Genomic DNA, 24,687 nt, shown 5'->3' on the forward strand with positions numbered 1-24,687 from the left:
CAAGATCAGTAAGAAGATCGTGGCCGATGCCCGACGCACCGGACGCGGTATCGCGCTGGAGGAACTGAGCGGGATACGCGACCGGGCACGGCTCAGGCGGCACCAGCGGGCCACACACTCCTCCTGGCCGTTCCACCAGCTCGGCACCTTCCTCCAGTACAAGGCAATGCGGGCCGGGGTGCCGTTCTTAGAGGTGGACCCGGCCTACACCTCCCAGCGGTGCCCCACGCCGTGGTGCGGACACACCGAACGGGCCAACCGGCCCGACCGGAACACTTTTTGTTGTCGCCGGTGCGGGTTCGCTGGCCCCGCCGACGTCATCGCCGCCACCAACATCCGGAAACGGGCGCGTGTGGCGTGGGCATTCGTCAGCATGCCCGTCCCCACCCCCACAGGGAGGGGAGATGCGACCCCGGCACGACACCCAGCCGCGACGGGGAGCGCAACAAGGCGTGAACACCCGAGCCCCAAGCTCGACCGTTCACGGCCAAGAAGCTGACCCGGGACGGTTACTCCGATCTGGCGATCGGCCCACCCAGCGATGACATCGACGCCAAGAAGGACGCCGGCTCGCTAACGAGCGTGTCGGTTCTAGGGAAAGACTGTCAACCAAGGCGGTCGCGGTGGGCGGGCCACGCCGACCGCCCGTGACTTCAACAAGGACTAGCACGACACCTCCGGTACCGAGGGCAGCGCCCTGTCGCGGTTGGGGATGTCAACGGTGACGGGTACGCGGACGTCGCGACCAAGCTGATCAAGGCGAGCACCTTCGGCTTCGGCGTCGGCGCCCGCTTCGGCACGCTCCCCCGCTGAGCGAGGACCAGGGGATTCCCGGCTGGAATCCCCTGGTCCTCGGTGAGATCGGATCAGGTGACCGGCTCGGCCCCGGTCCCGGGGCCGGGCCGGATCAGATGACCGGTTCGGAGATGGTCTCCTCGAGCTGCTCCTTCGGCCCCTTGGCCGCCGAGCCGCGCAGCGGCACCTCGCGGACGAACCAGGCGAGGAGGAAGGCCAGGAAGGCGACGACCGCTCCGCCGATCACCGTGCCGTGCAGGCCACTGGTGACGCCGGACTTGAACGCCTCCTGCACCGGCAGGGGCAGCTTGTGCAGCAACGCCGGCGTCACGTGCGCGCCACCCGACGCGATCTTGTGGGCGGCCTCCGGGCCGAGCCGGTCGGAGATGGTGTGCTCCAGGCGGTTGGTGAAGATGGAGCCGAACAGCGCCACGCCGAGCGAGCCGCCCACCGTACGGAACAGGGTGACCGAGCCGCTCGCCGCGCCCATGTCCCGCAGCTCCGCGCTGTTCTGGGTGATCAGCATGGTGTTCTGCATGATGAAGCCCATGCCGAGGCCCACACCGGCGGTGAGCGCCGAGCTGACCGCCGTGCTGGTGTCGACCTTGAGCAGCAGCAGCACGAGCATGCCGACCGTCATCACCGCGCCGCCGATGATCGGGTACAGCTTGTAGCGGCCGTTGCGGGAGATCAGCTGCCCGGTCGTCAGCATCACGACCAGCATGCCGAACATCAGCGGCAGGAGGAGCAGGCCGCTCGCCGTCGCCGAGGCGCCCTGGACGTCCTGCATGTACTGCGGGAGGAAGTTGACCGCGCCGAACATCGCCGCGCCGACGAGGAAGCTCAGGACCTGGGCGACCGCGAAGTTCTTGTTGCGGAACAGCCGCGGCGGCAGGATCGGCTCGGGGGCGCGGGACTCGGCGAGGACGAACAGGACCAGGGCCACGACCGACAGGATCGCCAGCCCGATGATCTGCCAGGATCCCCAGGGGTACTCGCTGCCGCCCCAGCTCGCGACCAGGGTGAGGGAGACGACGCCGACCGTCAGCAGGAACGCCCCGAGGAAGTCGATCTTCGCCTTGATGTGCGGGGTGTGCAGGCGCATGCCGACACCGGTGACGAGCAGGGCGACCGCGCCGAGCGGCACGTTGACGTAGAAGGTCCAGCGCCAGCTCAGGTGGTCGGTGAGGAAGCCGCCGATCAGCGGGCCGCCGACGAAGGCGATCGGCATCATCCCGCCGATGATCGCCTGGAAGCGGCCGCGCTCGCGCGGCGGGACGAGGTCACCGATGATCGCGAAGGCGCCGACCATGAGGCCGCCGGCGCCGAGGCCCTGCAGCGCGCGGAACCCGATGAGCTGGCCCATGCTCTGCGACAGCCCGGACAGCATGGAGCCCACGAGGAAGATCACGATGGACGCCATGAACATGCCCTTGCGGCCGTACAGGTCGCCGAGCTTGCCCCAGATCGGCGTCGCGGCCGCCGTGGCGAGGGTGTAGGCGGTGACGACCCAGGCGAGGTGGCTGAGGCCCCCGAGGTCGCCGACGATCGTCGGCAGCGCGGTGCCGACGATCAGGTTGTCGAGCATCGCGAGGAACATGCCGAGCATCAGGCCGATGATCGCGATGTAGATGGATCGCGTGCTTCTCGGCTCCGCCGCGCCTGGTGGCGCTGACTCCGCCGTGTTCGTCCCCGACATCGATAACCTCTCTCTATGGTCGGACGCTTACTTGTCGACCGGCTAGTTTCTTTACCTGCCGTACGGTAAGTTAGGAACTAGCCGGTCGTCAAGTTAGGTTGGACGGAGATTGATCATGGGCGAGCCCCGCGGCGACACCCGGGAGCGGATTCAGGCGGTCGCGCTGGAGCTGTTCGCCGAGCACGGTTACGAGAAGACCTCGCTACGGGAGATCGCCGAGCGCCTCCACGTCACCAAGGCCGCGCTGTACTACCACTTCAAGACCAAAGAGGACATCATCGTCAGCCTGTTCGACGATGCCCTCGCCAGGTTGGACGACCTGATCGCCTGGGGGCAGGCACAGCCGCCGACCCTGGAGACGCGGCAGGAGCTGGTGCGCCGCTACGCCGACAACCTCTACACCTCGGCGCCGGCGCTCATGCGCTTCGCCCACGAGAACCAGGGCACCATGCGCGACCTCGCGGTCGGCGAGAAGATGAAGTGCCGGGTCCGGGCCCTGATCGAGCTGCTCGCCGACCGGAAGGCGCCGCTGACCGACCAGCTCAAGTCGGCGATGGCCATCTTCGGGCTGAACATCGCCCTCTTCACCTTCGACGACTACGACATCACCGACGAGGAGCGCCGCACCACCGGCCTCACCGTGGCAATGGAGATGATCTCCTCGTCTCAGAGCACGGAGAGGTGACGACCCCGGTCGCGGTTGCGGTCACCGGACCTCCCGGACGGCCATTGACATGGTGAACGCCAATGCTCACCACCTGTCAACCGAGAGTCGGGAGTGAACGATGAAAAGGACATCCACCGAACCCAGCGTGGTACAGGCCGCCGTCCGAGAGGTCGGCAACACCGAACGCCCGGTGACGGTCCGTGTCGGCGGCGTGGACAGCACGGTACGTGCGGTCGGCAACAACACCGACTTCGTCGTCGTCGAGCACACGCCCGGAAACGGGGACAGGGTCATGACGGACCCGATCCCCCGCCACCGCGGTCGCCGTTGACCTGAGCGACGACGGTCGGTAACCGATCCCCGTTCCGGCGGCCGACCATGGGCGCCGGGACGGGGAAGTTCATGTCACTGGACGGCGAAGCACACGGCACCCGGCTGCGGCTACAGCACCGAGAGGTAGCGGCGGCGCTCGTACTCGGTGACCTGGCGGCGGTAGTCCTCCCACTCCGCGCGCTTGTTGCGCAGGAAGAAGTCGAAGACGTGCTCGCCGAGGACCTCGGCGACCAGCTCGCTGCGCTCCATCGCGCTGATCGCCTCGTCCAGGCTCTGCGGCAGCGGCTCGATGCCCATCGCGCGGCGCTCGGCCGCGGTGAGCGCCCACACGTCGTCCTCGGCGCCCGGCGGCAGCTCGTAGCCCTGCTCGATGCCCCTGAGGCCGGCGCCCAGGATCACGGCGAAGGCGAGGTAGGGGTTGCAGGCGGTGTCAGGCGCGCGGAACTCGATGCGGGTCGCGTGGCCCTTCTGCGGCTTGTACATCGGCACGCGCACCAGCGCGGACCGGTTGTTGTGGCCCCAGCAGATGTACGGCGGCGCCTCGCCGCCCGCGCCGGCGGACGCGCCGACGCCGCCCCACAGGCGCTTGTAGGAGTTGACCCACTGGTTGGTGACGGCCGTGATCTCGGCGGCGTGCCGGAGGAGACCGGCGATGAACGCGCGCCCGACCTTGGAGAGCTGGTACTCGGCGCCCGGCTCGTAGAAGGCGTTGCGGTCGCCCTCGAACAGCGACATGTGGGTGTGCATCCCCGAGCCCGGGTACTCGGTGAACGGCTTCGGCATGAAGGAGGCGTGCACGCCTTGCTCGAGCGCGACCTCCTTCATCACCAGGCGGAACGTCATGATGTTGTCGGCCGTGGTGAGCGCGTCGGCGTAGCGCAGGTCGATCTCCTGCTGGCCCGGACCGCCCTCGTGGTGGCTGAACTCGACGGAGATGCCCATCGACTCCAGCATCATGATGGCGTTGCGCCGGAAGTCGTGCGCGGCGCGGTGCGGCGTGTGGTCGAAGTAGCCGCCCAGGTCGACCGGCGTCGGCTCGCTGCCGTCGTCGGGCTGCTCGCCGAGCAGGTAGAACTCCAGCTCAGGGTGGGTGTAGAAGGTGAACCCGAGGTCGGCCGCGCGGCTGAGGGTGCGCTTGAGGACGTAGCGCGGGTCGGCGAAGCTCGGCGACCCGTCCGGCATGAGGATGTCGCAGAACATCCGGGCGGTGCCCGGCGACTCGGCACGCCACGGCAGCACCTGGAACGTCGACGGATCGGGCTTGGCGAGCATGTCGGCCTCGTAGACACGGGCGAACCCCTCGACGGCCGAGCCGTCGAACCCGATGCCCTCGGCGAACGCCTGCTCCAGCTCGGCCGGGGCGACCGCGACGGACTTGAGGAATCCGAGCACGTCGGTGAACCACAGCCGGATGAAGCGGATGTCGCGCTCCTCGAGCGTGCGGAGCACGAACTCCTGCTGACGGTCCAAAACGGATCCCCTTTGATACCTGCGACGACAACTCTGGCGCTTGTATCAGTGTGCCGTGTTCATGTTTCGGTCACGTTACAAGGCCGCGACAGGGCGACCGCGTTCCCGGTGGGCCCCCGACGGCGTGCTGTCGGGGGCCCACCGGGTCACTCCTCGACCTCGGCGGCGGCCGGGTCGAGGACGCGGGACAGGAACCTGCGGGTCCGCTCGTGGGTCGGCTCGCCGATGACCTTCGACGGCGGCCCCTCCTCGACGATGACGCCGCCGTCCATGAAGACCACGCGGTCGGCGACCTCTCGGGCGAAGGTCATCTCGTGCGTGACCACCAGCATCGTCATGCCCTCGAGGGCCAGCTTGCGCATGACGCCGAGCACGTCGCCGACGAGCTCGGGGTCGAGCGCGGAGGTCGGCTCGTCGAACAGCATGACGTCCGGGCCCATGGCCAGGGCGCGGGCGATCGCGACCCGCTGCTGCTGGCCGCCGGACAGCTGCGCCGGGTAGGCGTCCACCTTGTCGGCCAGTCCGACGCGGGCGAGGTCGTCGCGCGCGATCCGGTCGGCCTCCTCGGCGGAGCGCCGCAGCACCTTGCGCTGCGCGATGGTGACGTTGCCGAGCACCGACAGGTGCGGGAACAGGTTGAACTGCTGGAACACCATGCCGACGCGGCGGCGGGCCGCGTCGATGTCCACGTCCGGGTCGGTCAGCTCGACCCCGCCGACGTACACCTGCCCGGCGGTGGGCTCCTCCAGGAGGTTCACGCAGCGCAGCAGCGTGGACTTGCCGGACCCGGACGGCCCGATGATGCACACGACCTCGCCGCCCGCGACCTCGAAGTCGATGCCGCGCAGCACCTGCAGGTCCCCGAACGCCTTGTGCAGCCCGGTGACCTGGACCGCCGCGGTGGTGTTCACGGTCGTCACCGCTGCCCCCTCTTCTGCCGGGCCTCCAGCCGCCGCGCCAGATGGCCGAGCGGAATCGTGATGATCAGGTAGCAGAGGGCGGCCACGATGATCGGCGTGGTGTTGCCCTGCTGGCTGGCCGCGTCCTGGGCGAGCTTGGACAGCTCCCGCTGCTGCAGCGTGATGCCGAGGAACAGAACGAGAGACGAGTCCTTGAACAGCAGGACCAGTTCGTTGGTCAGCGGCGGGATCACGATGCGGAGCGCCTGCGGAATGATGATCGAGCGCATGGCGCGCCCGTGTGACATGCCGAGCGTGCGCGCCGCCTCCATCTGACCGCGCGGCACGGCCTCAATGCCGGCCCGGATGGTCTCGGCCATGTACGCCGCCGAGACCACTCCCAGGGCGACGGCGGCCTGGCCGTACACGCCACCGGGGAAGTTGACCCCCGGGAAGGCGAGCGGGACGCCGGTGCCCACGAAGATGAAGATGAGCAGCGCGGGCAGTCCCCGGAACACCTCGATGTAGGCGATGGCGAACCAGCGGTACGGCGGCACCGAGGACAGCCGCATCAGCGCCAGCAGCAGGCCGGCCACCAGGCCGAGTGCGAACCCGGTGACCGTGAACAGCAGGGTGTTGCGCAGCGCGACCGTGATGATGTCGGGGAACAGCGTCTTGGCGACCCGCCATTCGGCGAAGTTGGTCTTCAGCGCCCCCCAGTCCGCCAGGGACACGAGCAGGACGACGGCGACGACGAAGATGCCGTACTCGCCGCCCAGGATCAGCCGACGGCGCTGCGTGCGGGTCAGCCGCGGCGCCGCCTCCGCGTGTTCAGTCATTGCGGCCTCTCGAATCGATCAGGGCCGGCTCAGGCGCCCGCCGGCATCGGGCCGATCCACTTCTCGTAGATCTTCTTGTACTCGCCGCTCTGCCGGGCCTCGTCGATGGTCTGGTTGATCAGCGAGAGCAGCTTGGGGTTCTTGCCCTTGCGGACCGCGAAGCCGTACTGCTCGCCGGTGTTGAGGCTGGCCGCGACGCCGTACGCGGCGTTCGCCGGGTCCTTCAGCCAGCCCTGCACGACCGGGTAGTCCTCGATGATCACGTCGACCTGGCCGCTGCGCAGCCCGTTGAGGAGGCTGGCGGAGTCCTTGAAGGACTTCGAGTCGATGCCCTTGGAGTGGACGAAGTCCTCACCGGTGGTGCTGGCCTGGGAGCCGACCTTGAGCTTCTTGGCCTTGACATCGTCCAGCGACGCGTAGGTGATGCCCTTCTTGGCCATGAGCGCCTGCGTGGCGTTGAAGTACGGCTTGGTGAAGTCGATGAACCGCGCCCGCTCCGGCTTGATCGTCATACCGGCGGCGGCGACGTCGCACTTCCCCGCGTTCAGCGCGGACCCCGTCTTGATCGTCTCAAACGGGGTGTCGATGACCTGCTGGGTGACGCCGAGCTTCTTGGCGACCAGGTCGATCAGGTCGACGTCGAAACCGACGACCTTGCCGCCCTGGGCCGACTGGAACGGCGGGTACGGCAGGTGCGTGCAGGTGGTCAGCTTGCCCTTCTTCACCAGCTTGGCACCCTGAACTGTCACTCCGTCCCCTCCGCCGCCACAGGCGGTGAGGGCGAGGGCGGCCGCGCAGAGTCCGGCGGTGGCGGCGGCAAGCCGACGACTAATAGCCACAATTCCTCCATAAGCAGGACAAACAACTGTCCGACTATGTCATACCGCTCGCCACCTGCGAGAACGTCAGCGGGTCACGACTTGATCACAGCAAGAAAACGGGCTGCGACCGGTCCGGCCACCTGCCCGCCGTCCCCGCCGTGCAGAACGAAGACGGCAAAGGCCAGATCGCCCCGGTAGCCGATGAACCACGCGTGCGTATGACCTTGGGCATCATATTCGGCCGTCCCCGTCTTGCCCGCCGTGCCCGCCGGAAGTCCGGCCCGGGCCGCGGTGCCCCGCGTCGCGACCGCCCGCATCATCGACCGCAGCCCGGCGACCACGGAGGACGGCAGCGGCCGGGCCGTTCCCGCGTGGACGAGGCGCGCGGGCACCAGACGCGGCGGACGGTACGAGCCGTCGGCCACGGCCGCGGCGACCACCGCCATCGCGAGCGGGGTCGCCTGCACCTTCCCCTGGCCGATCGACGCCTCGGCCAGCCCGTTGTCGCCGCCCGGGTCGAGGAGGTCCCCGGAGTAGGCCGTGTCCGTCCCCGTGTCGAAGTGCGCGCCGAAGCCGAACGCGGCGGCGCTCTCCCGCAGCCGCCCGGCTCCCGCCGACACACCGAGTCCCGCGAACGTCGTGTTGCAGGACTCGGCGAACGCGTCGGCGAGCGAGACCCGGCCGAGCGCCAGGCCGCCGTGGTTGTGGATCGTGCGCTGCCCGGCCACCGTCACGGCCGGGCAGTCGACCGGGCTCGCCGGCGTCATCCCGCCGCCCAGCAGCGCCGCCGCGACGACCACCTTGAACGTCGACCCCGGCGGGTACAGGCCGGTGAAGGCGCTCTCGGCCTGCGGCAGCCGGTCGGCGACCGCCACGATCTCGCCGGTCGAGGGGCGGATCGCGACGAGGGCGGCCTGCGCCGATCCCACGGCCGCGTCGGCGGCCGCCTGGGCGCGCCGGTCGATCGTGGTGCGGACGGGCGCCGCGCCACGGCCGGGGAAGACCGTGAGCTGCTGCGCCGGCCGCCCCGGGTTCTGGATCCGCACCGCCCAGCCGGGGACGCCGTCTTCCTCGCCCAGCCGCTCGCCGACGTCGGCGAGGTACGGCTGGGCGCCGTTGTCGGCGGGAAGGGGCCTGCCGTCCGCGGCGACCGGCGCTCCCGACCCGGCCTCGGTCCGGTCGAGGATCCACCGTCCGCCGTCGGCCAGGGCCGGGTGCAGCGTCGCCGGCGACCACACCACCCGCCAGGCGCCGTTCCGGCGCGCGAGCCGCAGGGTCGCGTGGAAGCTCCACTCTCCGACGCCGGTCAGGTGCCGGGTGACGGCGTAGTCGACGGACGCCTCGTCCCCGTGCCGTACCGGCGGACCCGGCGTGAAGTCCACCGAGTCGACGCGCAGCGCCCGGGACAGGGCCCGGTGCCGGTCGGCGAAGTCGCCGGGCGGATCGTCGGCCAGCCGCCGCATCGCCGCGAAGTCGCCGCCGCTCCAGGCGCGGAAGTACGCGGCCGAGGCCGCCTCCGGCGTCGCCGGGCCGTGCGGTCCTCGCAGGGCCACGCACGAGAAGACGGCCGCCGCCAGCAGGATGAGCACGCCGGCCGCGACGACGACGACTCTGCGCATCGGACTCCCCCGTCGGCGACGCCTAAGTCGATCATCGTCTCCGACGCGGCGGCGACACCATGGCCGGTTCCGGCCGATCAGTCCGGTGGCGTCACCCGGTGGCCTCGGGTGGCATCGGGCCCATCCACCGCTCGTACGTCCGCCGGTAGGTGCCGTCCCGCCGGATCTGCGCGATGACGTCGTCGATCAGCCGCAGCAGCGCCGGGTTGTGGCCCTTGCGCACGGCGAAGCCGTACTGCTCGCGGGTGCGCAGCCCCGGGAGGAGGGTGAAGTCGGCGTTGGCCTCGTCGGTGAGCCAGTAGCGCACCACCGGGTCGTCCTGGATCAGCGCGTCGACCTGACCGGTGCGCAGCGCGTCCAGCTCGGTGGTGGCGTTCTCATACCCCTTCGTCTGCCACCCCTGATGGCGCGCGTACGCCTGTCCCGTCGTGCCGACGACCACGCCGACGCGCAGCCCGCCGGAGCCTGCGGCGTCCGGCGTTATGCGCGCGTCACGCCGGACCATCAGCACCTGCCCGGATTCGAAGTAGGGCCGGGAGAAGTCGACCACCGCCGCCCGCTGCGGGTTGACGGTCATGCCGGCGGCCGCCAGGTCGCACGCCGCGACCGCGAACACCTCCCCCGAGGTGATCGCGGTGAACCGCGTGTCGATGATCTTCTGCCGCACGCCGAGCCGCCGGGCGACCAGGTCGATCAGGTCCACGTCGAAGCCGACGATCGCCTTGCCCCGCTGGAACTGGAACGGGGCGTAGGGCAGGTGCGTGCAGGTGGTGAGCGTGCCGCGGGCGACCAGGTGAACGCCTCGCACGGTCTGGCCGGCCGGCGCGCAGGCGGTCAGCAGGCAGGCGGTCATCGCCGCCGCGGGCACGGCGCACGCGCGGGAGAGAGTGACCAGGTGCACGGTGCCTCCGAGGGGGGTACGACGCTCCATCCGTCCCACTCACGCGGAAGAGTCAACCAGTTGCGCACCGTCACGTCCATGTCGATCGCGATGCCCGCGCCGCGAGCGCGTCACCGGCCCTCCGCGAGCGCGTCCTCGTCGACCACGCCGCCCGCGCCCGCGAGCGCGTCGCCGGCCGCCGTGCGCGCGTACAGCACGCGCCGGCCGACCCGATGGCCCGTCACCAGACCGCAGGCGCGCAGGACGCCCAGGTGCTGACTGATCGCACCGGGGGTCACCGCCAGGCGCCCGGCGAGCTCCGTCGTCGACGCCGGGACCGTCAGCGCGAGCAGCAGCGCCGCCCGGCGCCGCCCGATCAGTGCCGCGAGGGCGTCCGGAGGCGCCGCCGGGGCGGTCTCCCACAGCGTCGCGACGCCGTACGCGGGATAACTCAGCATCGGCTGGTACGGCGGGGTCATCACCGAGACGGCCGGCCAGACGAACGCGCTCGGCACCAGCACCAGCCCGCGGCCGGCCAGCGGGCCGTGATGGTGCCACCGGCGCTGGACGGCGAGCCGGTCGCCGTGCCAGCGGACGGCCTCGTGCAGCCCGGCGAAGAGCCCCTCGGCCCCGCGCTCGGTCAGGGCGCGGGACCGGCGGAGCACGTCGCCCTCCAGCAGCGCCCGCATCCGCGGCCAGGACTCCTCGAGCGCCGCCTCCCAGTACGCGGCGATCAGGTCGGCGACCTCACCGAGGGCGCGCTCGGGCGCCTCGGCCATCGCTCGGCGCCGCGCGCGCAGGCCGGCGGCGTCCGTGCCCGCCCGCACGAACGCCTCGGCCGAAGAAGGAGCGCGGAACGCCGGCCCCTCGGCGTCCTTCCCGACGTCCCGGATCTCCACGGCGACCCGGCGGGCGGGCGTGGCCCGCACCCGCGCCAGTTCGGCGGCGAAGTCCGGCAGCGGGGACTCCGGCGGCGGGGTCAGGAAGTCGGGCATGTACCCGCTCGCGGGGACGAGCGCGCGCAACGGCGTCAGGTCGAGTCCGCGCAGCCGGGGCCGTACGGCGCGGACCCACGGCAGGTGCAGCGCGCGGCGGGACGGGTCGGCCAGCACGCGCAGGCTGTGCATGAGCTCCCAGAGGGGCGAGAACGCGAACCGGACGCGCGCGACGTCGTCCGGGGCGAAGAGGAATTCGATCATTTAGGCACCGCTAAAAGAGTTCCAGCCGGGCCCGGGTGTTGTCGACCATGCCCCCATGACCTCCGTCGACGAGATGCCCGCTCCCCCTTCCCCCCGGCTCCCCGCGTTCCTCCACACGCGGGTCGGAGGTCTGCCACGAGGCTTCTGGGCGCTGTGGACCGGCAGCTTCGTCAACCGGCTCGGCACGATGGTCGAGCCGTTCCTCGCCTTCTATCTCACGGGAGTGCGCGGCCTGTCCGTCGGCGCGACCGGGCTCGTGCTGGCGCTGTTCGGCCTCGGCTCGATCGTCTCCCAGCTCGTCGGCGGAGTGCTCGCCGACCGGATCGGGCGACGCGCCACGCTGACCGGCGGGATGCTGGCCACCGCCGCCGCGATGCTCGCGCTCGGGTACACCACCACGACCCCGGCGCTGATCACGCTGGTGTTCGTGCTCGGGCTGACCATCGACGCGTTCCGTCCGGCCTCGCAGGCGCTGCTGGCCGACCTGGTCGGGCCGGCCGAGCGCGCCCGCGCCTTCGGGCTGCTGTTCTGGGCGATCAACCTGGGCTTCGCGGTCGCGATGGTGCTCGGCGGGACGCTGTCGCGGGCGGGCTTCTCCTGGTTGTTCTGGATCGACGCGGCCACCTGCGTGGTGTGCGGCGTCCTGGTCTGGCGGGCGGTGCCCGAGACCCGTGGCCGGCGCGCGGAGCGCGAACCCGGCGGGCTCGTGGACGTCCTGCGGGACCGCGTCGCCGTCGGCTCGGTGCTCGTCGTCCTCTGCTACGGATTCGTCTACATGCAGTCCTACTCGACGCTCCCGCTGGCGATGCGGCAGGCGGGGCTTCCGGCGTCGGCGTACGGCTTCGCGGTGGCCCTCAACGGCGTCGGGATCGTGATCGTGCAGCCGCTGATCGGCGCCTGGCTCGGCCGCCGCGACCACAGCCGCGTCCTGGCCGCGGGCGTGGCCGTGGTGGGCGCCGGATTCGGGCTGACCGCGTTCGCCGCGTCGGCGTGGGCGTTCGCGGCGACGGTCCTGGTGTGGACGCTGGGCGAGATCCTCTTCGCGTCGGTGTCCACGGCGATCATCGCGGATCTCTCGCCCGCGCACCTGAGGGGGCGCTACAGCGGGCTGTACGGCACGGCGTTCTCGGCGGCCTCGCTGCTCGCCCCGCCGATCGGCGGCGGGCTGCTCGGCCTGGCCTCCTGGTCACCGTGGCTGGTCTGCGCGGCCCTGTGCGGGACCGCCGCGGCCGGGGCGCTGGCGCTCGGACCCGCCGTGCGGCGCCGGCGGCGGGCGCTCGACTGATCCGGAGGACCCGAGGGGTTGACCGGTTCCTGTGAAAATGTCTAACTTCAGGTGGTTAGTCCCCCTCCGAGGCGGCGTACGAGCTGAATGGTGCAGGCTCCGAGGTCCTGTGGCCCGGTGCACGGACTGTCCGTTCTCCGGGAGCGGAACTTCCGCTGGTTCTTCCTCGGCCAGTGCACCTCCATGCTCGGCGACGGCATGGTCGCGCCCGCCCTCGCCTTCGCCGTCCTCGGCCTGACCGGGCGCGCCGTCGACCTCGGGGCCGTTCTCGCCACCGGGTCGGCCGCGCAGGTGATGTTCACCCTGGTCGGCGGCGTCATCGCCGACCGGCTGCCACGCCACTCGCTGATGCTCGGCACCGACCTCGTACGCGCCGTCAGCCAGGGCGTCGCGGCGGCCCTGTTGATCAGCGGCGCCGCGCGGATCTGGCATCTCCTGGTCCTCCAGGCGGTGCACGGGATCGCCGCCGCGCTCTCCGGGCCCGCCGTCGCCGGAGTCGTCCAGGCGACGACGCGGCCCGAACAGCGCCAGCCCGCCAACGCCCTGCGCGTCCTGGCGCTGTCCACGTCCCTCCTCACCGGGCCCGCGGTGGCCGGCGCCTTCGTCGTCGGCGCGGGCCCGGGCTGGGCGCTCGCCGCGGACTCGGCGACCTTCGCGGTCAGCGCCGCCTGCCTGTCCCGGCTGCGGCTGCGGCGGACCGGTCACGAACGGCCGCAGCGGTTCACCCGCGAGCTGGCCGACGGCTGGCGGGAGTTCCGGTCCCGCCGGTGGGTGTGGAGCGTCATCGTGGCCGCCTCCCTGGTCAACCTGCTCGGCGGGGCGTTCTCGGTGCTCGGTCCCACACTGAGCGCCCGGTCGTTCGGCGGCGCGGGCGCGTGGGCGCTGATCTCGGCGACGTTCGGCGCCGGCTGTCTCGGCGGCGGCGCGATCGCGCTCTGCGTACGGCCGCGGTTCCCGCTGCGCTCGGGACTGGCGATGATGGTGATGTTCGCCTGCCCGGCCCTCGCCCTGGCAGGCGAGCTCACGGTGCCCGGCATCGCGATCGCGGCGTTCTTCGGCGGCCTCGTCCTCATGGTCTTCAACACGCTCTGGGAGACGGCCCTGCAGCACCACATCCCGGCGACCGCCCTGTCGCGGGTCTGCGCCTACGAGTGGGCGGGGGCGCTCGCCTGCCAGCCGCTCGGCCTGGCGGTGGTGGCGCCCGTCGCCGGCTGCTTCGGCCTGCGGACGACGCTCTTGACCGCGGGCGCCCTGCAGGTCCTCGTCGTCCTCACCCCGCTGCTGTTCCCCGAGGTACGGACGCTGCCGTCGCCGCCACGCGACCGCCGGCCCTGATACTCGATCATCAGATCCCTGACGACACCACCCGGCGCGCCCCGTCTAGTCTCGAAGCGTGGCACAGCTTCGTATCGCACTCGCTCAAGCCAACGCGACCGTCGGCGACCTCACCGGCAACGCCGACCGCACCGTCGAATGGACCCGGCGCGCCGCCGACCGCGGCGCCCACCTCGTCGTCTTTCCCGAGATGTTCCTCACCGGCTACCCGGTGGAGGACCTCGCGCTGCGCAAGTCGTTCGTGGACGCGTCGATCGCCACCCTGGAGGCGACGGCCCGCCGGCTCGCCGACGAGGGCCTGGGCGAGCTGGCCGTCGTGCTCGGCTACCTCGACCGGCGCGCCGACGTCGTGGACCGCGTCGGCCAGCCCGCGGGCGCGCCGCTCGACGCGGCGGCGGTGCTGTACCAGGGCCGGGTCGCCGTCCGCACCGCGAAGCACCACCTGCCGAACTACGGCGTCTTCGACGAGTACCGGTACTTCGTCCGCGGTGACCGACTGCCCGTCCTGCGGCTGCACGGCGTCGACGTCGCCGTGGCGATCTGCGAGGACCTGTGGCAGGAGGGCGGGCCGGTCACGGTGACCCGTGAGGCCGGCGCCCAGTTGCTCGTCGCCCCGAACGCCTCGCCGTACGAGCGCAACAAGGACGACGTCCGCCTGGAGCTGTGCGCGCGCCGGGCCCGTGAGGCGGGGTGCGCGCTCGCGTACGTGAACTCGGTCGGCGGCCAGGACGAGCTGGTGTTCGACGGCGACTCCGTCATCGTCACCGGCGAGGGTGAGCTGATCGCCCGCGGCCCGCAGTTCGAGGAGGACCTGCTCGTCGCCGACCTCGACCTGCCCGCCGCCCCGGCGGAGTTCACGCCGGGCGAGACGCCCGCCGACGGGCACGACGGCACCACCATCACGATCGAGCGCGTGCTGCTGTCGCCTGACCCGGTCCCGGCGTACACCCCGGAGGAGCCGCCCCGCGCCGAGCCGCTGGGCGACCTCGGCGAGGTGTACGGCGCGCTCGTGCTCGGCGTGCGCGACTACGTCCGCAAGAACGGCTTCCGCTCGGTCATCCTCGGGCTGTCCGGCGGCATCGACTCCGCGCTGGTGGCGACGATCGCCGCGGACGCCATCGGCCCGGACAACGTGCACACCGTCCTCATGCCGAGCCGCTACTCCAGCGATCACTCCATCACCGACGCGGAGGACCTGGTCAAACGGCAGGGCATCCACTCCCGCACGGTGCCGATCCGCGGCATGGTCGACGCCTACGAGGCCGAGCTGGAGCTGCACGGCCTGGCCGCCGAGAACCTCCAGGCGCGGGTCCGCGGCAACATCCTCATGGGCCTGTCCAACGAGCACGGCCACCTGGTGCTGACCACCGGCAACAAGAGCGAGCTGGCCACCGGCTACTCCACGCTGTACGGCGACTCGGCGGGCGGCTACGGGCCGATCAAGGACGTGCCCAAGGTCACGGTGTTCGCGCTGTGCCGGTGGCGCAACGAGCGGATCGACGGGGCCCACCCGTTCACGCCCCCGTCGGAGACCCCGCCGATCCCGCAGAACATCATCGACAAGCCGCCGTCCGCGGAGCTGCGCCCCGGCCAGCTCGACACCGACTCGCTCCCGCCGTACGACATCCTCGACGCGCTCCTGGACGACTACGTCGAGAAGGACATGGGCCGCGACGGCCTCATCGCGGCGGGCCACGACCCGGAGCTGGTCGAGCGCGTGATCCGGCTGGTCGACGCGGCCGAGTACAAGCGCCGCCAGTACCCGCCCGGCCCGAAGATCACCCCGAAGAACTTCGGCCGCGACCGCCGGCTCCCCATCACCAACAAGTGGCGCGAGATCGTCGCCCCCCACACCGCCGACCCCGCGCGCGTCGCGAAGCGGCAGACCGTGAAGGACGCCTGACCCCGCTCGCCCGGTCGGCGTGACGGCGCCGCCGCCCGGCCCCGGCGGTCCCGGGGCGGGCGGCGGCGGTCGGGGATCAGCGGTAGGTGTGCTCGGGGCCGGGGAAGACGCCCGAGACGACGTCGGCGGCGAACTCCTCGGCGGCGCCGCGCAGCACGCCGCCCACCTCGGCGTAGCGCTTGACGAACTTCGCGGTGTGCGGGGTGAGGCCGGCCATGTCCTGCCACACCAGCACCTGCGCGTCGGTGCCGGGGCCGGCCCCGATCCCGATGGTCGGGATGGACAGCGCGGCGGTGACGCGCTCGGCGAGTTCGGTGGGCACGCATTCGAGCACGACGGAGAACGCGCCGGCCGCCTCGAGGTCCTTGGCGTCGGCCATCAGGCGCTCGCCGTCCTCACCGCGCCCCTGGACGCGGTAGCCGCCGAAGGCGTTCACCGACTGCGGCGTGAGACCGAGGTGCGCCATCACGGGGATGCCCGCCGCGACGAGCGCCTCCACCTGCGGGAGCACCCGCCGGCCGCCTTCGAGCTTGATCGCGTGCGCGCCGGCCTCCTTGAGGAACCGCGCGCCGGTGTGCAGGGCCTCGGCCACACCGGCCTGGTAGGCGCCGAACGGCAGGTCGGCGACGATCATGGCGCGGGAGGTGCCGCGCACGACCGCCGCGGTCAGCGGGATGAGGTCGTCGACGGTGACGGGGATCGTGGACTCGTGGCCGAACACCACCATCCCGGCGGAGTCGCCGACGAGCAGCACCGGGATCCCGGCGTCGTCGAAGACCCGCGCGGTGAGCGCGTCGTACGCGGTGAGCATGGGCCACTTCTCGCCGCGCTCCTTCGCCGCCGCGATGTCGCGGACGGTCACGCGGCGCCCGGTCTGGCCGCCGTACAGGGTGGTCGGCCGACTGGTCGATACAGACATCGGAAACCTCCTGCCTCGAGGCGCCACGGTGGCGTCCCCGGACGGATCGATGATCCCACGGGGTCAACGACTCGTACACCCCCGCCTCTTCCCGGGAGGTTTCAAAACGGTACGGTTGCGTATCGGAATGAACCGGCCTAGGCTGTGCGTTGTTCAGAAACGACACTGACTCGTATCGATATTCCCCCGAAGGGCCTCATGGATCCGCAGACCATCCAGAAGAGACGCTGGGCCATCCTCGGCGTTCTCATCGTCAGCCTGCTCGTCATCGTGCTCGACAACACGGTCCTCAACGTCGCCCTGAAGACGATCGCGGACCCGAGCGCCGGCCTCGGCGCCAGCCAGGGCCAGCTCGAATGGGCCATCAACTCCTACACGCTCGTGTTCGCCGGGCTGCTGTTCACCTTCGGCGTGCTCGGCGACCGGATCGGCCGCAAGCGCATGCTGATGATCGGCATGCTCCTGTTCGGCCTGGCCTCGCTGCTCTCCTCGTACGCGCAGACGCCCGACCAGCTCATCCTCGCCCGCGCGGCGATGGGATTCGGCGGCGCGGCGGTCATGCCGCAGACCCTTTCGATCATCACGAACGTCTTCGAGCCGGAGGAGCGCGCCCGCGCCATCGGCTTGTGGGCCGGCGCCGTCGGCATCGGCGTCGCCGTCGGGCCCATCACCGGCGGCCTGCTTCTCGACCACTTCTGGTGGGGCTCGGTCTTCCTGATCAACGTCCCGATCGTCATCGCCGGCGTGATCGGCATCGCGTTCCTCGTTCCGGAGTCGCGGAACCCGGTGCGCGCCAAGATCGACTTCGGTGGTGTGCTGCTGTCGATCGCCGGCCTGATCCTGCTCACCTACGGGATCATCGAAGGCGGCGAGAAGGCGACCGTCACCGCGCCGGCCGTGTACGGCTCCGTGCTCGCCGGGGTCGCGCTGCTCGCCCTGTTCGTCTGGTACGAGTCCCGCATCGAGCACCCCTCCCTCAACGTCCGGCTGTTCCGCGACGGACGGCTGTCGGCGTCCGTCGGCGCCATCGCCCTGGTGTTCTTCGCGCTCGGCGGCGTCTTCCTGTTCATCTCGCTGTACCTGCAGAACGTCCGCGGCTACACCCCGCTGCAGGCGGGCCTGCTCACGCTGCCGCTGGCCGCCGGCCAGATGATCTTCTCCCCGCGCAGCGCGGGGCTGGTCGCCCGGTACGGCGCCAGGCCGGTCGCCGCGACCGGCCTGACGATGGTCGCGCTGGCGCTGCTCAGCTACCACTTCGCCGCGGTCCACAGCCCGATCTGGATCCTGGGGATCACGTTCTTCGTGCAGGGCGCGGGCATGGCCCTGGTGATGACCCCGGCCACCACCTCCGTCATGTCGGTGCTGCCGAGGGAGCAGGCCGGATCCGGCTCGGCCATCAACAACATCGCCCGTCAGGTCGCCGTCGCGCTCGGCACCGCCCTGCTGGGCTCCCTGGTGGCCTCGATCTACCGGAACGGCATGAAGCCGCACCTGACCGCGCTGCCCGAGAACCTGCGCGCCGTCGCCGGGTCGGACATCGGCGCGACCACGGGAGTGGCCGAGAAGCTCGGACCGGCGGGCCGGGCGCTCCTGTCGCCGGCGCACGACTCCTTCGTCCACGCCATGCACATCACCTCCGCCATCTCGGCCGCCGTCGCCTTCCTCGGAGCGCTCGTCGTCCTGAAGTGGATGCCGGGCAGGCCCGCGGTCGAGCCCGACGTTCCCCACGTCGAACAGCGCGAACCCGTGGAGGTGTGAGACGGTGAAGCGTGATGACGCACACCACTGACCAGTGTGCTGCGCGGCCGCCGGGACGGCCGCGCAGCGAGCGCGCCGCCAAGGCGATCGTCGACGCCACCCTGGACCTCCTCGCCGAGGAGGGCGGGGTGGCGGGCGTCTCCATCGAGGCCGTCGCCGCACGCGCGGGGGTCGGCAAGACGACGATCTACCGCCGCTGGCCCAACAAGGAGGCGCTCATCATCGACGCGCTCGCCGCGTTGAAGGGGCCGCTGCCCGAGCCGCGCGGCGAGTCGTTCCGCGAGGACCTCGTCGCCCTCGCCAAGGCGTTCGTCGCCGACAAGAGCGACAAGAAGCGGGTCGACTGCTACTGGAGCGTCCTCGGCAGTTCGGAGCGCTACCCGGAGCTGATGGACCGCTTCACCCGCGAGATCGTCGAGCCCCGGCGCGAGGTCATGCGGGAGGTGCTGCGGCGGGGCGTCGCCTCCGGAGAGCTGCGCCCCGACCTGGACGTCGAGCTGACCCTGTGGATCCTCACGGGAGCCGTCGCCCACCGGACGCGGGCCGCCGGCGCCGGTCCGGTCCCGGAGGACTACGCGGAGCGGGTCGTCGACGCCCTCATGACGGGACTCGCGCCACGCTGAACCCGGAGTTGTGATGATCTTCCTCCGCCGATCACATTTGGTCATACTTTTACAACGGGGGATGACGGGTCACAGGAAGGACTCCGGCGGATGGCCGACTCTTCGGCGAGAACTCTGGTCCTCGGCATCGGCCGGGCCGGCCAGATCCTCCAGTGCGGGCAGAACTCCTCCGGCGTGCTCGGCAATGCCCCTGAAGAGATCGTCGGCACGAACGTGTCCGGCCTGTTCACCGACGAGAGCAAGGAGGCCCTGACCGGGCTCCTCGACGCCCTCGCCGACCGCCACGAGCGGACCGCCGTCCTGGGGTTGCGCGCCCCGGACGGCGAGGCGCGCAACGGCGTCGTCACCGTCCAGCCGATGCACACCGCCGCCGCCGACCCGGTCGACCTGATGATGATCCGGGTCGCCGTCACCGATCTCGAGCGCTTCACCGACCCGGCCCTGATGCGCCGGGCCATGCTGGACGACGCGCTCGTACGGATCGGCGCCACCCTGGACCTCGACCAGATGGCACGCGAGCTCGTCGACGTCATCGTGCCGCACTTCTGCAACTCCGCCGGCGTCCTCATCCAGGAGGCCATCGTCGCCGCCGACGAGCAGCCCTCGGTCGCGGCGGACGGCACCACGGTGCTGCGCCGGGTCGCCCTCGCCTCCGACGAGTCCGACCCCCGCTGGAACGCCGCCTTCCCGACCGGGGAGGTCCTCACCTACCCGCCCGACACCCCGTACACGCGCTGCATGGCCACCGGCGAGCCGGTGCTGGTGCCCCACCTCGACGGCAAGGTCGCCAAGCGGACCGCCCGGCTGTGGCGGCGCAAGCCCGTCGCCAAGCTCCTCGCCGACACCTCGATGGTCGTGCTGCCGCTGATCGCCCGGGGCACGACGCTGGGGTTCCTGGTCTGCACCCGGAGCTCCGCGCACCGGGCCTTCGACGCGTACGACGTCGAGCTCGGAATGGAGTTCGCCGCCCGCGCCGCCCTCTACATCGACAACGCCCGGCACTACAGCCGCGAGCGCGCGACCGCCCTCACCCTCCAGCGCAGCATGCTGCCGACCGGCCTCACCGCGCCGTCCAGCGTCGCGGTCCGGCACCGTTACCTGCCCGGCAACCAGCTGATCGAGGTCGGCGGCGACTGGTACGAGTCGATCGCGCTGCCCGGCGGCCGCGTCGCCCTCATCGTCGGCGACGTCGCCGGGCACGGCGTACGCGCCGCCGTCACGATGGGCCGCCTGCGCACCGCCCTGCGGACCATCGTCAACCTCGAGCTCTCCCCCGCGGACGGCCTGCAGCAGCTCGACGCGCTGATGCGGGAGATCGGCGAGCGGGAGCCCGCCTTCGCCACCTGCGTGTACGCCCTGTACGACGCGACCGACGGCACTTGCGAGATCGCCTCGGCGGGGCACCTGCCGCCGCTGCTGCTCCGGCCGAACGGCACCAGCGAGTTCCTCGACGTCCCGCCCGCGCCGCCCCTCGGCGTCGGCGAGGGGATGATCGAGACCCGGACGTTCACGATCGGGGACGGCAGCGTCCTCGTGCTCTACACCGACGGGCTCGTGGAGAACCGCGGCCAGGACATCGACGACGGCCTGTCCCGGCTGCAGGGGCTGTTCGGCGCGGAGGCGCTGTTCCGACCGCTGGAGGAGCTGGCCAAGGCCACCCTCGACAGTGCCTACGCCGACCACGACCGCGACGACATCGCCGTGCTCATCGCCCGCCTGCGCCGCCTGCCCGCCGGTCACGTCGTCTCCTGGCGGCTGCCCGCCCTGCCGTCCGCCGTACGGGACGCCCGGGTCCGGGTCCGCGAGACGCTCGAACGCTGGGACTGCGAGGAGCTGTCCTTCAGCACCGAGCTGGTGGTGTCCGAACTCGTCACCAACGCGCTGCGGTACGCCTCGGGCGACATCGAGCTGCGGCTGCTGCGCGACCGCACCCTGGTCTGCGAGGTGCGCGACGACTCCGACGCGCTCCCCCGGGCCCGCCAGGCCGCCGATGACGACGAGGGCGGACGCGGCCTGCAGGTCGTGCACCGGCTCGCCAAGCGCTGGGGCGCCCGGCCCGCCGGCGACGGCAAGGTCGTCTGGTGCGAGCTGGAGCTGCCCGACCGGGACGACGGTTTCGACGGCTCCTGGCCCGGCGAGGCCCACCACCTCCCCGCCTGACCACGCCGGGCCGCATCTGGACCCCCGTATTCGCGACAACTCACCCCCGCGGATGATCTCGATGCATTAGGTTTCGTCCGTCGTCTGATCACGAGCCGGACGCCGTCGGCGCCGCGTGACGCCGAAGGATGCCGAGCATGAGCGCCTCTGTGAGCCCGCCGCCGTGGCCGATCCCACCCTCCTGGCAGGTCGCGCTCCCGGGGCGCGAACCGGACGCCGGGCCTGATGGGGCTCCGGCGGCCGGGGCGCCGTCCGGCGGGTACCCCGCCGTCGCGCCGCCGGCCACGGGCCCGTCCGGCACACCGGCACCGGACGACGTCTCCTTCGCGGTCGCGCCCTCCCCTGGGCCGGACGCGTCCGTGGCTCTCCGGACCGGTGCGGGCCCGGCCGACGGCGCGACCGGTGACGTTCCGGCCGGGACCGTGCCCGCCGGCGGGCCGGAGATCATGCCCCGGCTCGTCGTCGTGTTCCTGCCGGAGGGGTCCGGCGCCATGGTCGACGCCGTGCCGTCGCTGCCGAACGGGGTCAGGGTAGAGCGCCGCCCGGCCGCCGGTCCCGTCTCGACCTTCGCCGGGGTCGGCGAGCTGGCCCGCGCGGTCGGCGAGGCCGTCGCCGGTGGGGCGAGCGGCGTCGTCGTCGTCCATCCGGCGGAGACCCTCGCGGAGACCGCCTGGGCGCTGGAGCTGCTGCATGAGGGTTCCGCGCCCATCGCCCTGGTCGCGGCCTCCGGCGGCCCGTCCGAGCTGGCGGACGCCATCGCCGTCGCGGCCGCCGGCCCGCGGTGGCTCGGCTGCGCGGTCGTGGCGCACGGGGACATCCACGCGGCCCGGCACGTCAGGGCGACCGGCCTCGCGGCGCCGGCGTTCGCCTCCCCGGGGGCGGGGCCACTGGGCCAGGTGATCGGCGGGATCCCGCGTCTGCTGTGGCGCCCGCCGGAGCGGTTCACGGTGCGCGGGCCCTTCGCCGGGCGTCCCCCGCGCGTCGGGCTCCACGTCGTGGCGCTCGGCGACGACGGCGCGTTGCTGCGGGCGCTCGCCGGCCACTGCGACGGCCTGATCGTCGCCGCCCGCGCCGGGCAGGCCGCCCTCGACGCTCTGATCCCGGTCCTCGCCGAAGCCACCGTCCGCATCCCGGTCGTCCTGCACTCCCCGACCGCACCGCCCGGCGGAATGGCGGTCACCGGTCTCGAACCGCTCAAGGCCCGCGTCCTCATGCACCTGCTGCTGGACGCCGGTCACGACCGCGCCGCCGTGCTGAACGCCTTCGCCGCGCTGGAGGGGAACGCCGCGGTGCCGTCCGCGCCGTCGCCGGTCGCGACCGCGTTTTGAAGATCGCCCGGTCGGGGTAGATGATCACCACCCGTGTAACGCCACAACCGACGACCGGTCCGAGCCGTCAGGGACGAGTGCCCGGATGGCGGGGCGAACCCCCGCTTTCCGAAGGGCACTTCCATGCCGCGCGTCTTCGCCGTCGTCCTGTGCACGACGACCCTTCTCACCGCGATCGCCGTATCGGCCTCGACCGCGTCCCCGGGCTTCGCGGCGGAACGCGTCTCCGCGGTCCCGGCCGTTCCGGGCGGCGCGGTGCCCGGCTCTCCAGGGACCTGCTCCCAGGTCTACCTGCCGCTGCCAGATCCGGCCTGTCAGCCCGGCGCGGTCAACCCGGACGTCACGCAGGAGACGATCGGCTCGACGATCTGCGTGGCCGGGTGGACCAGGACCGTACGGCCGCCGGTGTCGTACACGAACGCGCTCAAGGTGCGGCAGATCGCCGAGTACGGCTACGCCGACACGAACCCCGCGCACTACGAGGAGGACCACCTGGTCCCGCTGGAGCTCGGCGGGGCGCCACGGGATCCGCGCAACCTGTGGCCGGAGCCCCGGTACGACGCCGGCGGGGGCACCGCCGCCGACAAGGACGAGGTCGAGAACGCGCTGCGGAAGAAGGTGTGCGCCGGCCTGATGCCGCTCGCCGCCGCTCGTACGATCATGGCCGTGGACTGGAGGAGGGGCCGGAGCGCGGCAGCGACGCGCTGAGGACCCGCCGCGCCTCGGTGAGCGACGGCCCGTACCACTCCAGGTGCCGGCCGCTCACCAGGGCCACCGGCACGTCCGGGAACATCTCCGGCCCGTCCGTGGCGGAGAAGGCGTACGGCTCGTCCGGCAGGACGACCAGCCCCGGCCGCCGGCCCAGCATCTCCTCGACGGAGACCTTGGGGTACCGCTCGTCGGCGCGTCCGTACGCGTTCGCGACGCCGAGCCGCGCGAGGAGGTCGCCGGCGAATGTCTCCCGGCCGAGCACCATCCAGGGCCGCCGCCAGATCGGGACCACCGCCGTCACGCGGGGCGACGGGGGTCCGCCGAGCACGTCGGCCCACACCGTACGGGCCTCGGTGAGCCATCCGGGCGGGTCCTGCCCGCAGGCGGCGAGCATGCGCCCGAGGCTCGTCAGTGCCTCCGGGAGGGTGCGGATCACGGTGACCCAGACGGGCACGCCCGCGGCGCGCAGCGCGTCGAGGTCGGCCGGGCGGTTCTCCTCGAAGTTGGCGACGACCAGGTCCGGCGCCAGCCCGGCGATCCGGCGCACGTCGGGATTCTTGGTGCCGCCGACGCGTACGACCCCGAGGTCCGGCGGCTGGACGCACCAGTCGGTGGCGCCCACCAGCAGACCCGGGGCCGTACGCGCGATCGCCTCGGTGAGGGACGGCACGAGCGACACGACACGGCGCACGTCCCGGGCGGGCCGGAACGGGACTCCGAGGTCGTCGAGCATCGACGGCTCAGACGTCGGTGACCCGCAGGCCCGCGTGTGCCTTGTAGCGCCGGTTGATGGAGATCAGGTTGGCGGTCAGCGCCTCGACCTGGTGGGCGTTGCGGAGCCGCCCGCCGTAGACGCCGCGCACGCCGCCGATCCGGCCCGCGAGGGCCTGCACCGTGTTGGTGGCCTCCCGGTCCTCGCCCAGGACGAGGACGTCGAGGTCGATCTCCTCGACGGCCGGGTCGAGGAGGGTCACGGCCGAGACGTGGTGGAACGCCGCGACGACGGTGCTGTCGGGCAGGGCGGCCGCGGCCTGCTGGGCGGCGCTGCCCTCCTCGACGGGCAGCGCGTAGGCGCCCTGCTTGTCGAAGCCGAGCGGGTTGACGCAGTCGACCACGATCTTGCCGGCCAGTTCGTCCCGGAGGGACTCCAGGAGCGCCTTGTGGCCGTCGTACGGCACGGCCACGATGACGAGGTCGGCCTCGCGGGCGACGACGGCGTTCGCCGCGCCCCGGACGCGCAGGCCGTCCCCGAGGCTCTCGGCCGCCTGCTCGGCGCGTTCGGCCTTGCGCGACCCGATGATCACCTCATGGCCGGCGAGGGCGAACCGGCGCGCCAGCCCCTTGCCCTGGTCACCGGTGCCGCCGAGGATGCCGATGGAAAGACCGCTGACGTCCGGCAGATCCGCCTGCTGAGTGCTCATAGTGGATGATCCTGCCAGGCCGC

At 72.0% G+C, this 24,687-nt stretch carries 22 protein-coding genes and 1 pseudogene; 12 read left to right on the top strand and 11 right to left on the bottom strand.

Annotated elements, in window-relative coordinates; all coding sequences use genetic code 11:
* Together AB0L00_RS42910 and AB0L00_RS42915 are read left to right on the top strand one after the other, a co-directional pair.
* A partial coding sequence (locus AB0L00_RS42910; protein WP_364443557.1) for a transposase occupies positions 1-499 on the top strand: 499 nt, incomplete at its 5' end.
* Between the two features lie 200 nt (positions 500-699).
* Positions 700-813: pseudogene (locus tag AB0L00_RS42915) on the top strand (hypothetical protein); the annotation flags it as partial.
* Between the two features lie 94 nt (positions 814-907).
* Here the strand turns inward: AB0L00_RS42915 and AB0L00_RS42920 are convergent.
* On the bottom strand, positions 908-2,428 hold the full coding sequence (locus tag AB0L00_RS42920) for an MDR family MFS transporter (protein WP_364443611.1): 1,521 nt from the start codon (positions 2,426-2,428) through the stop codon (positions 908-910).
* A gap of 181 nt (positions 2,429-2,609) precedes the next feature.
* Here AB0L00_RS42920 and AB0L00_RS42925 point away from each other — a divergent pair, with 181 nt between their 5' ends.
* Positions 2,610-3,179 (top strand): TetR/AcrR family transcriptional regulator, encoded by a 570-nt coding sequence (locus tag AB0L00_RS42925; protein WP_345363818.1) that lies wholly within the window; start codon positions 2,610-2,612, stop codon positions 3,177-3,179.
* 100 nt (positions 3,180-3,279) lie between these two features.
* On the top strand, positions 3,280-3,492 hold the full coding sequence (locus AB0L00_RS42930; protein WP_364443558.1) for a hypothetical protein: 213 nt from the start codon (positions 3,280-3,282) through the stop codon (positions 3,490-3,492).
* A gap of 110 nt (positions 3,493-3,602) precedes the next feature.
* On the opposite strand, the gene AB0L00_RS42935 is transcribed toward AB0L00_RS42930, so the two are convergent.
* From AB0L00_RS42935 to AB0L00_RS42965, 7 genes are all read right to left on the bottom strand, one after another.
* On the bottom strand, positions 3,603-4,964 hold the full coding sequence (locus AB0L00_RS42935) for a glutamine synthetase family protein (protein WP_364403389.1): 1,362 nt from the start codon (positions 4,962-4,964) through the stop codon (positions 3,603-3,605).
* A 146-nt stretch (positions 4,965-5,110) separates the two neighbouring features.
* Positions 5,111-5,884: an amino acid ABC transporter ATP-binding protein gene (locus AB0L00_RS42940; protein WP_364443559.1), complete on the bottom strand. Its 774-nt coding sequence runs from the start codon at positions 5,882-5,884 to the stop codon at positions 5,111-5,113.
* A complete protein-coding gene (locus tag AB0L00_RS42945; RefSeq protein WP_364403385.1) occupies positions 5,881-6,702 on the bottom strand; it encodes an amino acid ABC transporter permease in 822 nt (273 codons plus the stop codon). Before AB0L00_RS42945 ends, AB0L00_RS42940 begins: the two co-directional genes overlap by 4 nt.
* A gap of 29 nt (positions 6,703-6,731) precedes the next feature.
* The gene (locus AB0L00_RS42950) at positions 6,732-7,451 is read right to left on the bottom strand and encodes an ABC transporter substrate-binding protein (protein ID WP_364443560.1); all 720 of its coding nucleotides are present in this window, start codon (positions 7,449-7,451) and stop codon (positions 6,732-6,734) included.
* A gap of 164 nt (positions 7,452-7,615) precedes the next feature.
* Complete coding sequence (locus AB0L00_RS42955) at positions 7,616-9,142, bottom strand: penicillin-binding transpeptidase domain-containing protein (RefSeq protein WP_364443561.1); 1,527 nt, start codon at positions 9,140-9,142, stop codon at positions 7,616-7,618.
* 91 nt (positions 9,143-9,233) lie between these two features.
* The gene (locus AB0L00_RS42960; RefSeq protein WP_364443562.1) at positions 9,234-10,043 is read right to left on the bottom strand and encodes an ABC transporter substrate-binding protein; all 810 of its coding nucleotides are present in this window, start codon (positions 10,041-10,043) and stop codon (positions 9,234-9,236) included.
* A 110-nt stretch (positions 10,044-10,153) separates the two neighbouring features.
* The gene (locus AB0L00_RS42965) at positions 10,154-11,221 is read right to left on the bottom strand and encodes a DUF5937 family protein (RefSeq protein ID WP_364443564.1); all 1,068 of its coding nucleotides are present in this window, start codon (positions 11,219-11,221) and stop codon (positions 10,154-10,156) included.
* A gap of 55 nt (positions 11,222-11,276) precedes the next feature.
* Between AB0L00_RS42965 and AB0L00_RS42970 the strand changes: the two genes are divergently transcribed.
* The 3 genes from AB0L00_RS42970 to AB0L00_RS42980 all read left to right on the top strand — a co-directional run bounded on the left by AB0L00_RS42970 (position 11,277) and on the right by AB0L00_RS42980 (position 15,744).
* Positions 11,277-12,506, top strand: coding sequence for an MFS transporter (locus tag AB0L00_RS42970; RefSeq protein WP_364443566.1), 1,230 nt, complete (start codon positions 11,277-11,279; stop codon positions 12,504-12,506).
* 117 nt (positions 12,507-12,623) lie between these two features.
* Positions 12,624-13,841, top strand: a complete 1,218-nt coding sequence (locus AB0L00_RS42975; RefSeq protein ID WP_364443568.1) for an MFS transporter — start codon at positions 12,624-12,626, stop codon at positions 13,839-13,841.
* Positions 13,842-13,899: 58 nt separating this feature from the next.
* On the top strand, positions 13,900-15,744 hold the full coding sequence (locus AB0L00_RS42980) for an NAD+ synthase (protein ID WP_364443569.1): 1,845 nt from the start codon (positions 13,900-13,902) through the stop codon (positions 15,742-15,744).
* 76 nt (positions 15,745-15,820) lie between these two features.
* Here AB0L00_RS42980 and panB read toward each other — a convergent pair whose 3' ends face one another.
* The gene (gene panB, locus AB0L00_RS42985; protein ID WP_364443570.1) at positions 15,821-16,663 is read right to left on the bottom strand and encodes a 3-methyl-2-oxobutanoate hydroxymethyltransferase; all 843 of its coding nucleotides are present in this window, start codon (positions 16,661-16,663) and stop codon (positions 15,821-15,823) included.
* A 198-nt stretch (positions 16,664-16,861) separates the two neighbouring features.
* Here panB and AB0L00_RS42990 point away from each other — a divergent pair, with 198 nt between their 5' ends.
* From AB0L00_RS42990 to AB0L00_RS43010, 5 genes are all read left to right on the top strand, one after another.
* Positions 16,862-18,421 (top strand): MFS transporter, encoded by a 1,560-nt coding sequence (locus tag AB0L00_RS42990; RefSeq protein WP_364443572.1) that lies wholly within the window; start codon positions 16,862-16,864, stop codon positions 18,419-18,421.
* A gap of 14 nt (positions 18,422-18,435) precedes the next feature.
* Entirely contained in the window at positions 18,436-19,044 is a 609-nt protein-coding gene (locus AB0L00_RS42995; RefSeq protein ID WP_364443573.1) for a TetR/AcrR family transcriptional regulator, read from the top strand.
* Positions 19,045-19,134: 90 nt separating this feature from the next.
* Positions 19,135-21,204, top strand: a complete 2,070-nt coding sequence (locus AB0L00_RS43000; RefSeq protein ID WP_364443574.1) for a SpoIIE family protein phosphatase — start codon at positions 19,135-19,137, stop codon at positions 21,202-21,204.
* Positions 21,205-21,341: 137 nt separating this feature from the next.
* A complete protein-coding gene (locus AB0L00_RS43005) occupies positions 21,342-22,532 on the top strand; it encodes an asparaginase domain-containing protein (protein WP_364443575.1) in 1,191 nt (396 codons plus the stop codon).
* A 123-nt stretch (positions 22,533-22,655) separates the two neighbouring features.
* Positions 22,656-23,240 carry a hypothetical protein gene (locus tag AB0L00_RS43010; protein WP_364443576.1) on the top strand — a complete coding sequence of 195 codons (585 nt, stop codon included), beginning with the start codon at positions 22,656-22,658 and terminating at the stop codon, positions 23,238-23,240.
* Here the strand turns inward: AB0L00_RS43010 and AB0L00_RS43015 are convergent.
* Positions 23,191-23,976, bottom strand: a complete 786-nt coding sequence (locus AB0L00_RS43015; protein WP_364443578.1) for a helical backbone metal receptor — start codon at positions 23,974-23,976, stop codon at positions 23,191-23,193. The two genes, AB0L00_RS43010 and AB0L00_RS43015, sit on opposite strands and share 50 nt — an antisense overlap.
* A gap of 7 nt (positions 23,977-23,983) precedes the next feature.
* Positions 23,984-24,664, bottom strand: coding sequence for an NADPH-dependent F420 reductase (gene npdG / locus AB0L00_RS43020; protein WP_364443579.1), 681 nt, complete (start codon positions 24,662-24,664; stop codon positions 23,984-23,986).
* Between the last annotated feature and the right edge of the window lie 23 nt (positions 24,665-24,687).

The sequence above is a fragment of the Actinoallomurus sp. NPDC052308 genome (assembly GCF_040679195.1).
Taxonomy (GTDB): Bacteria; Actinomycetota; Actinomycetes; order Streptosporangiales; family Streptosporangiaceae; genus Actinoallomurus; species Actinoallomurus liliacearum.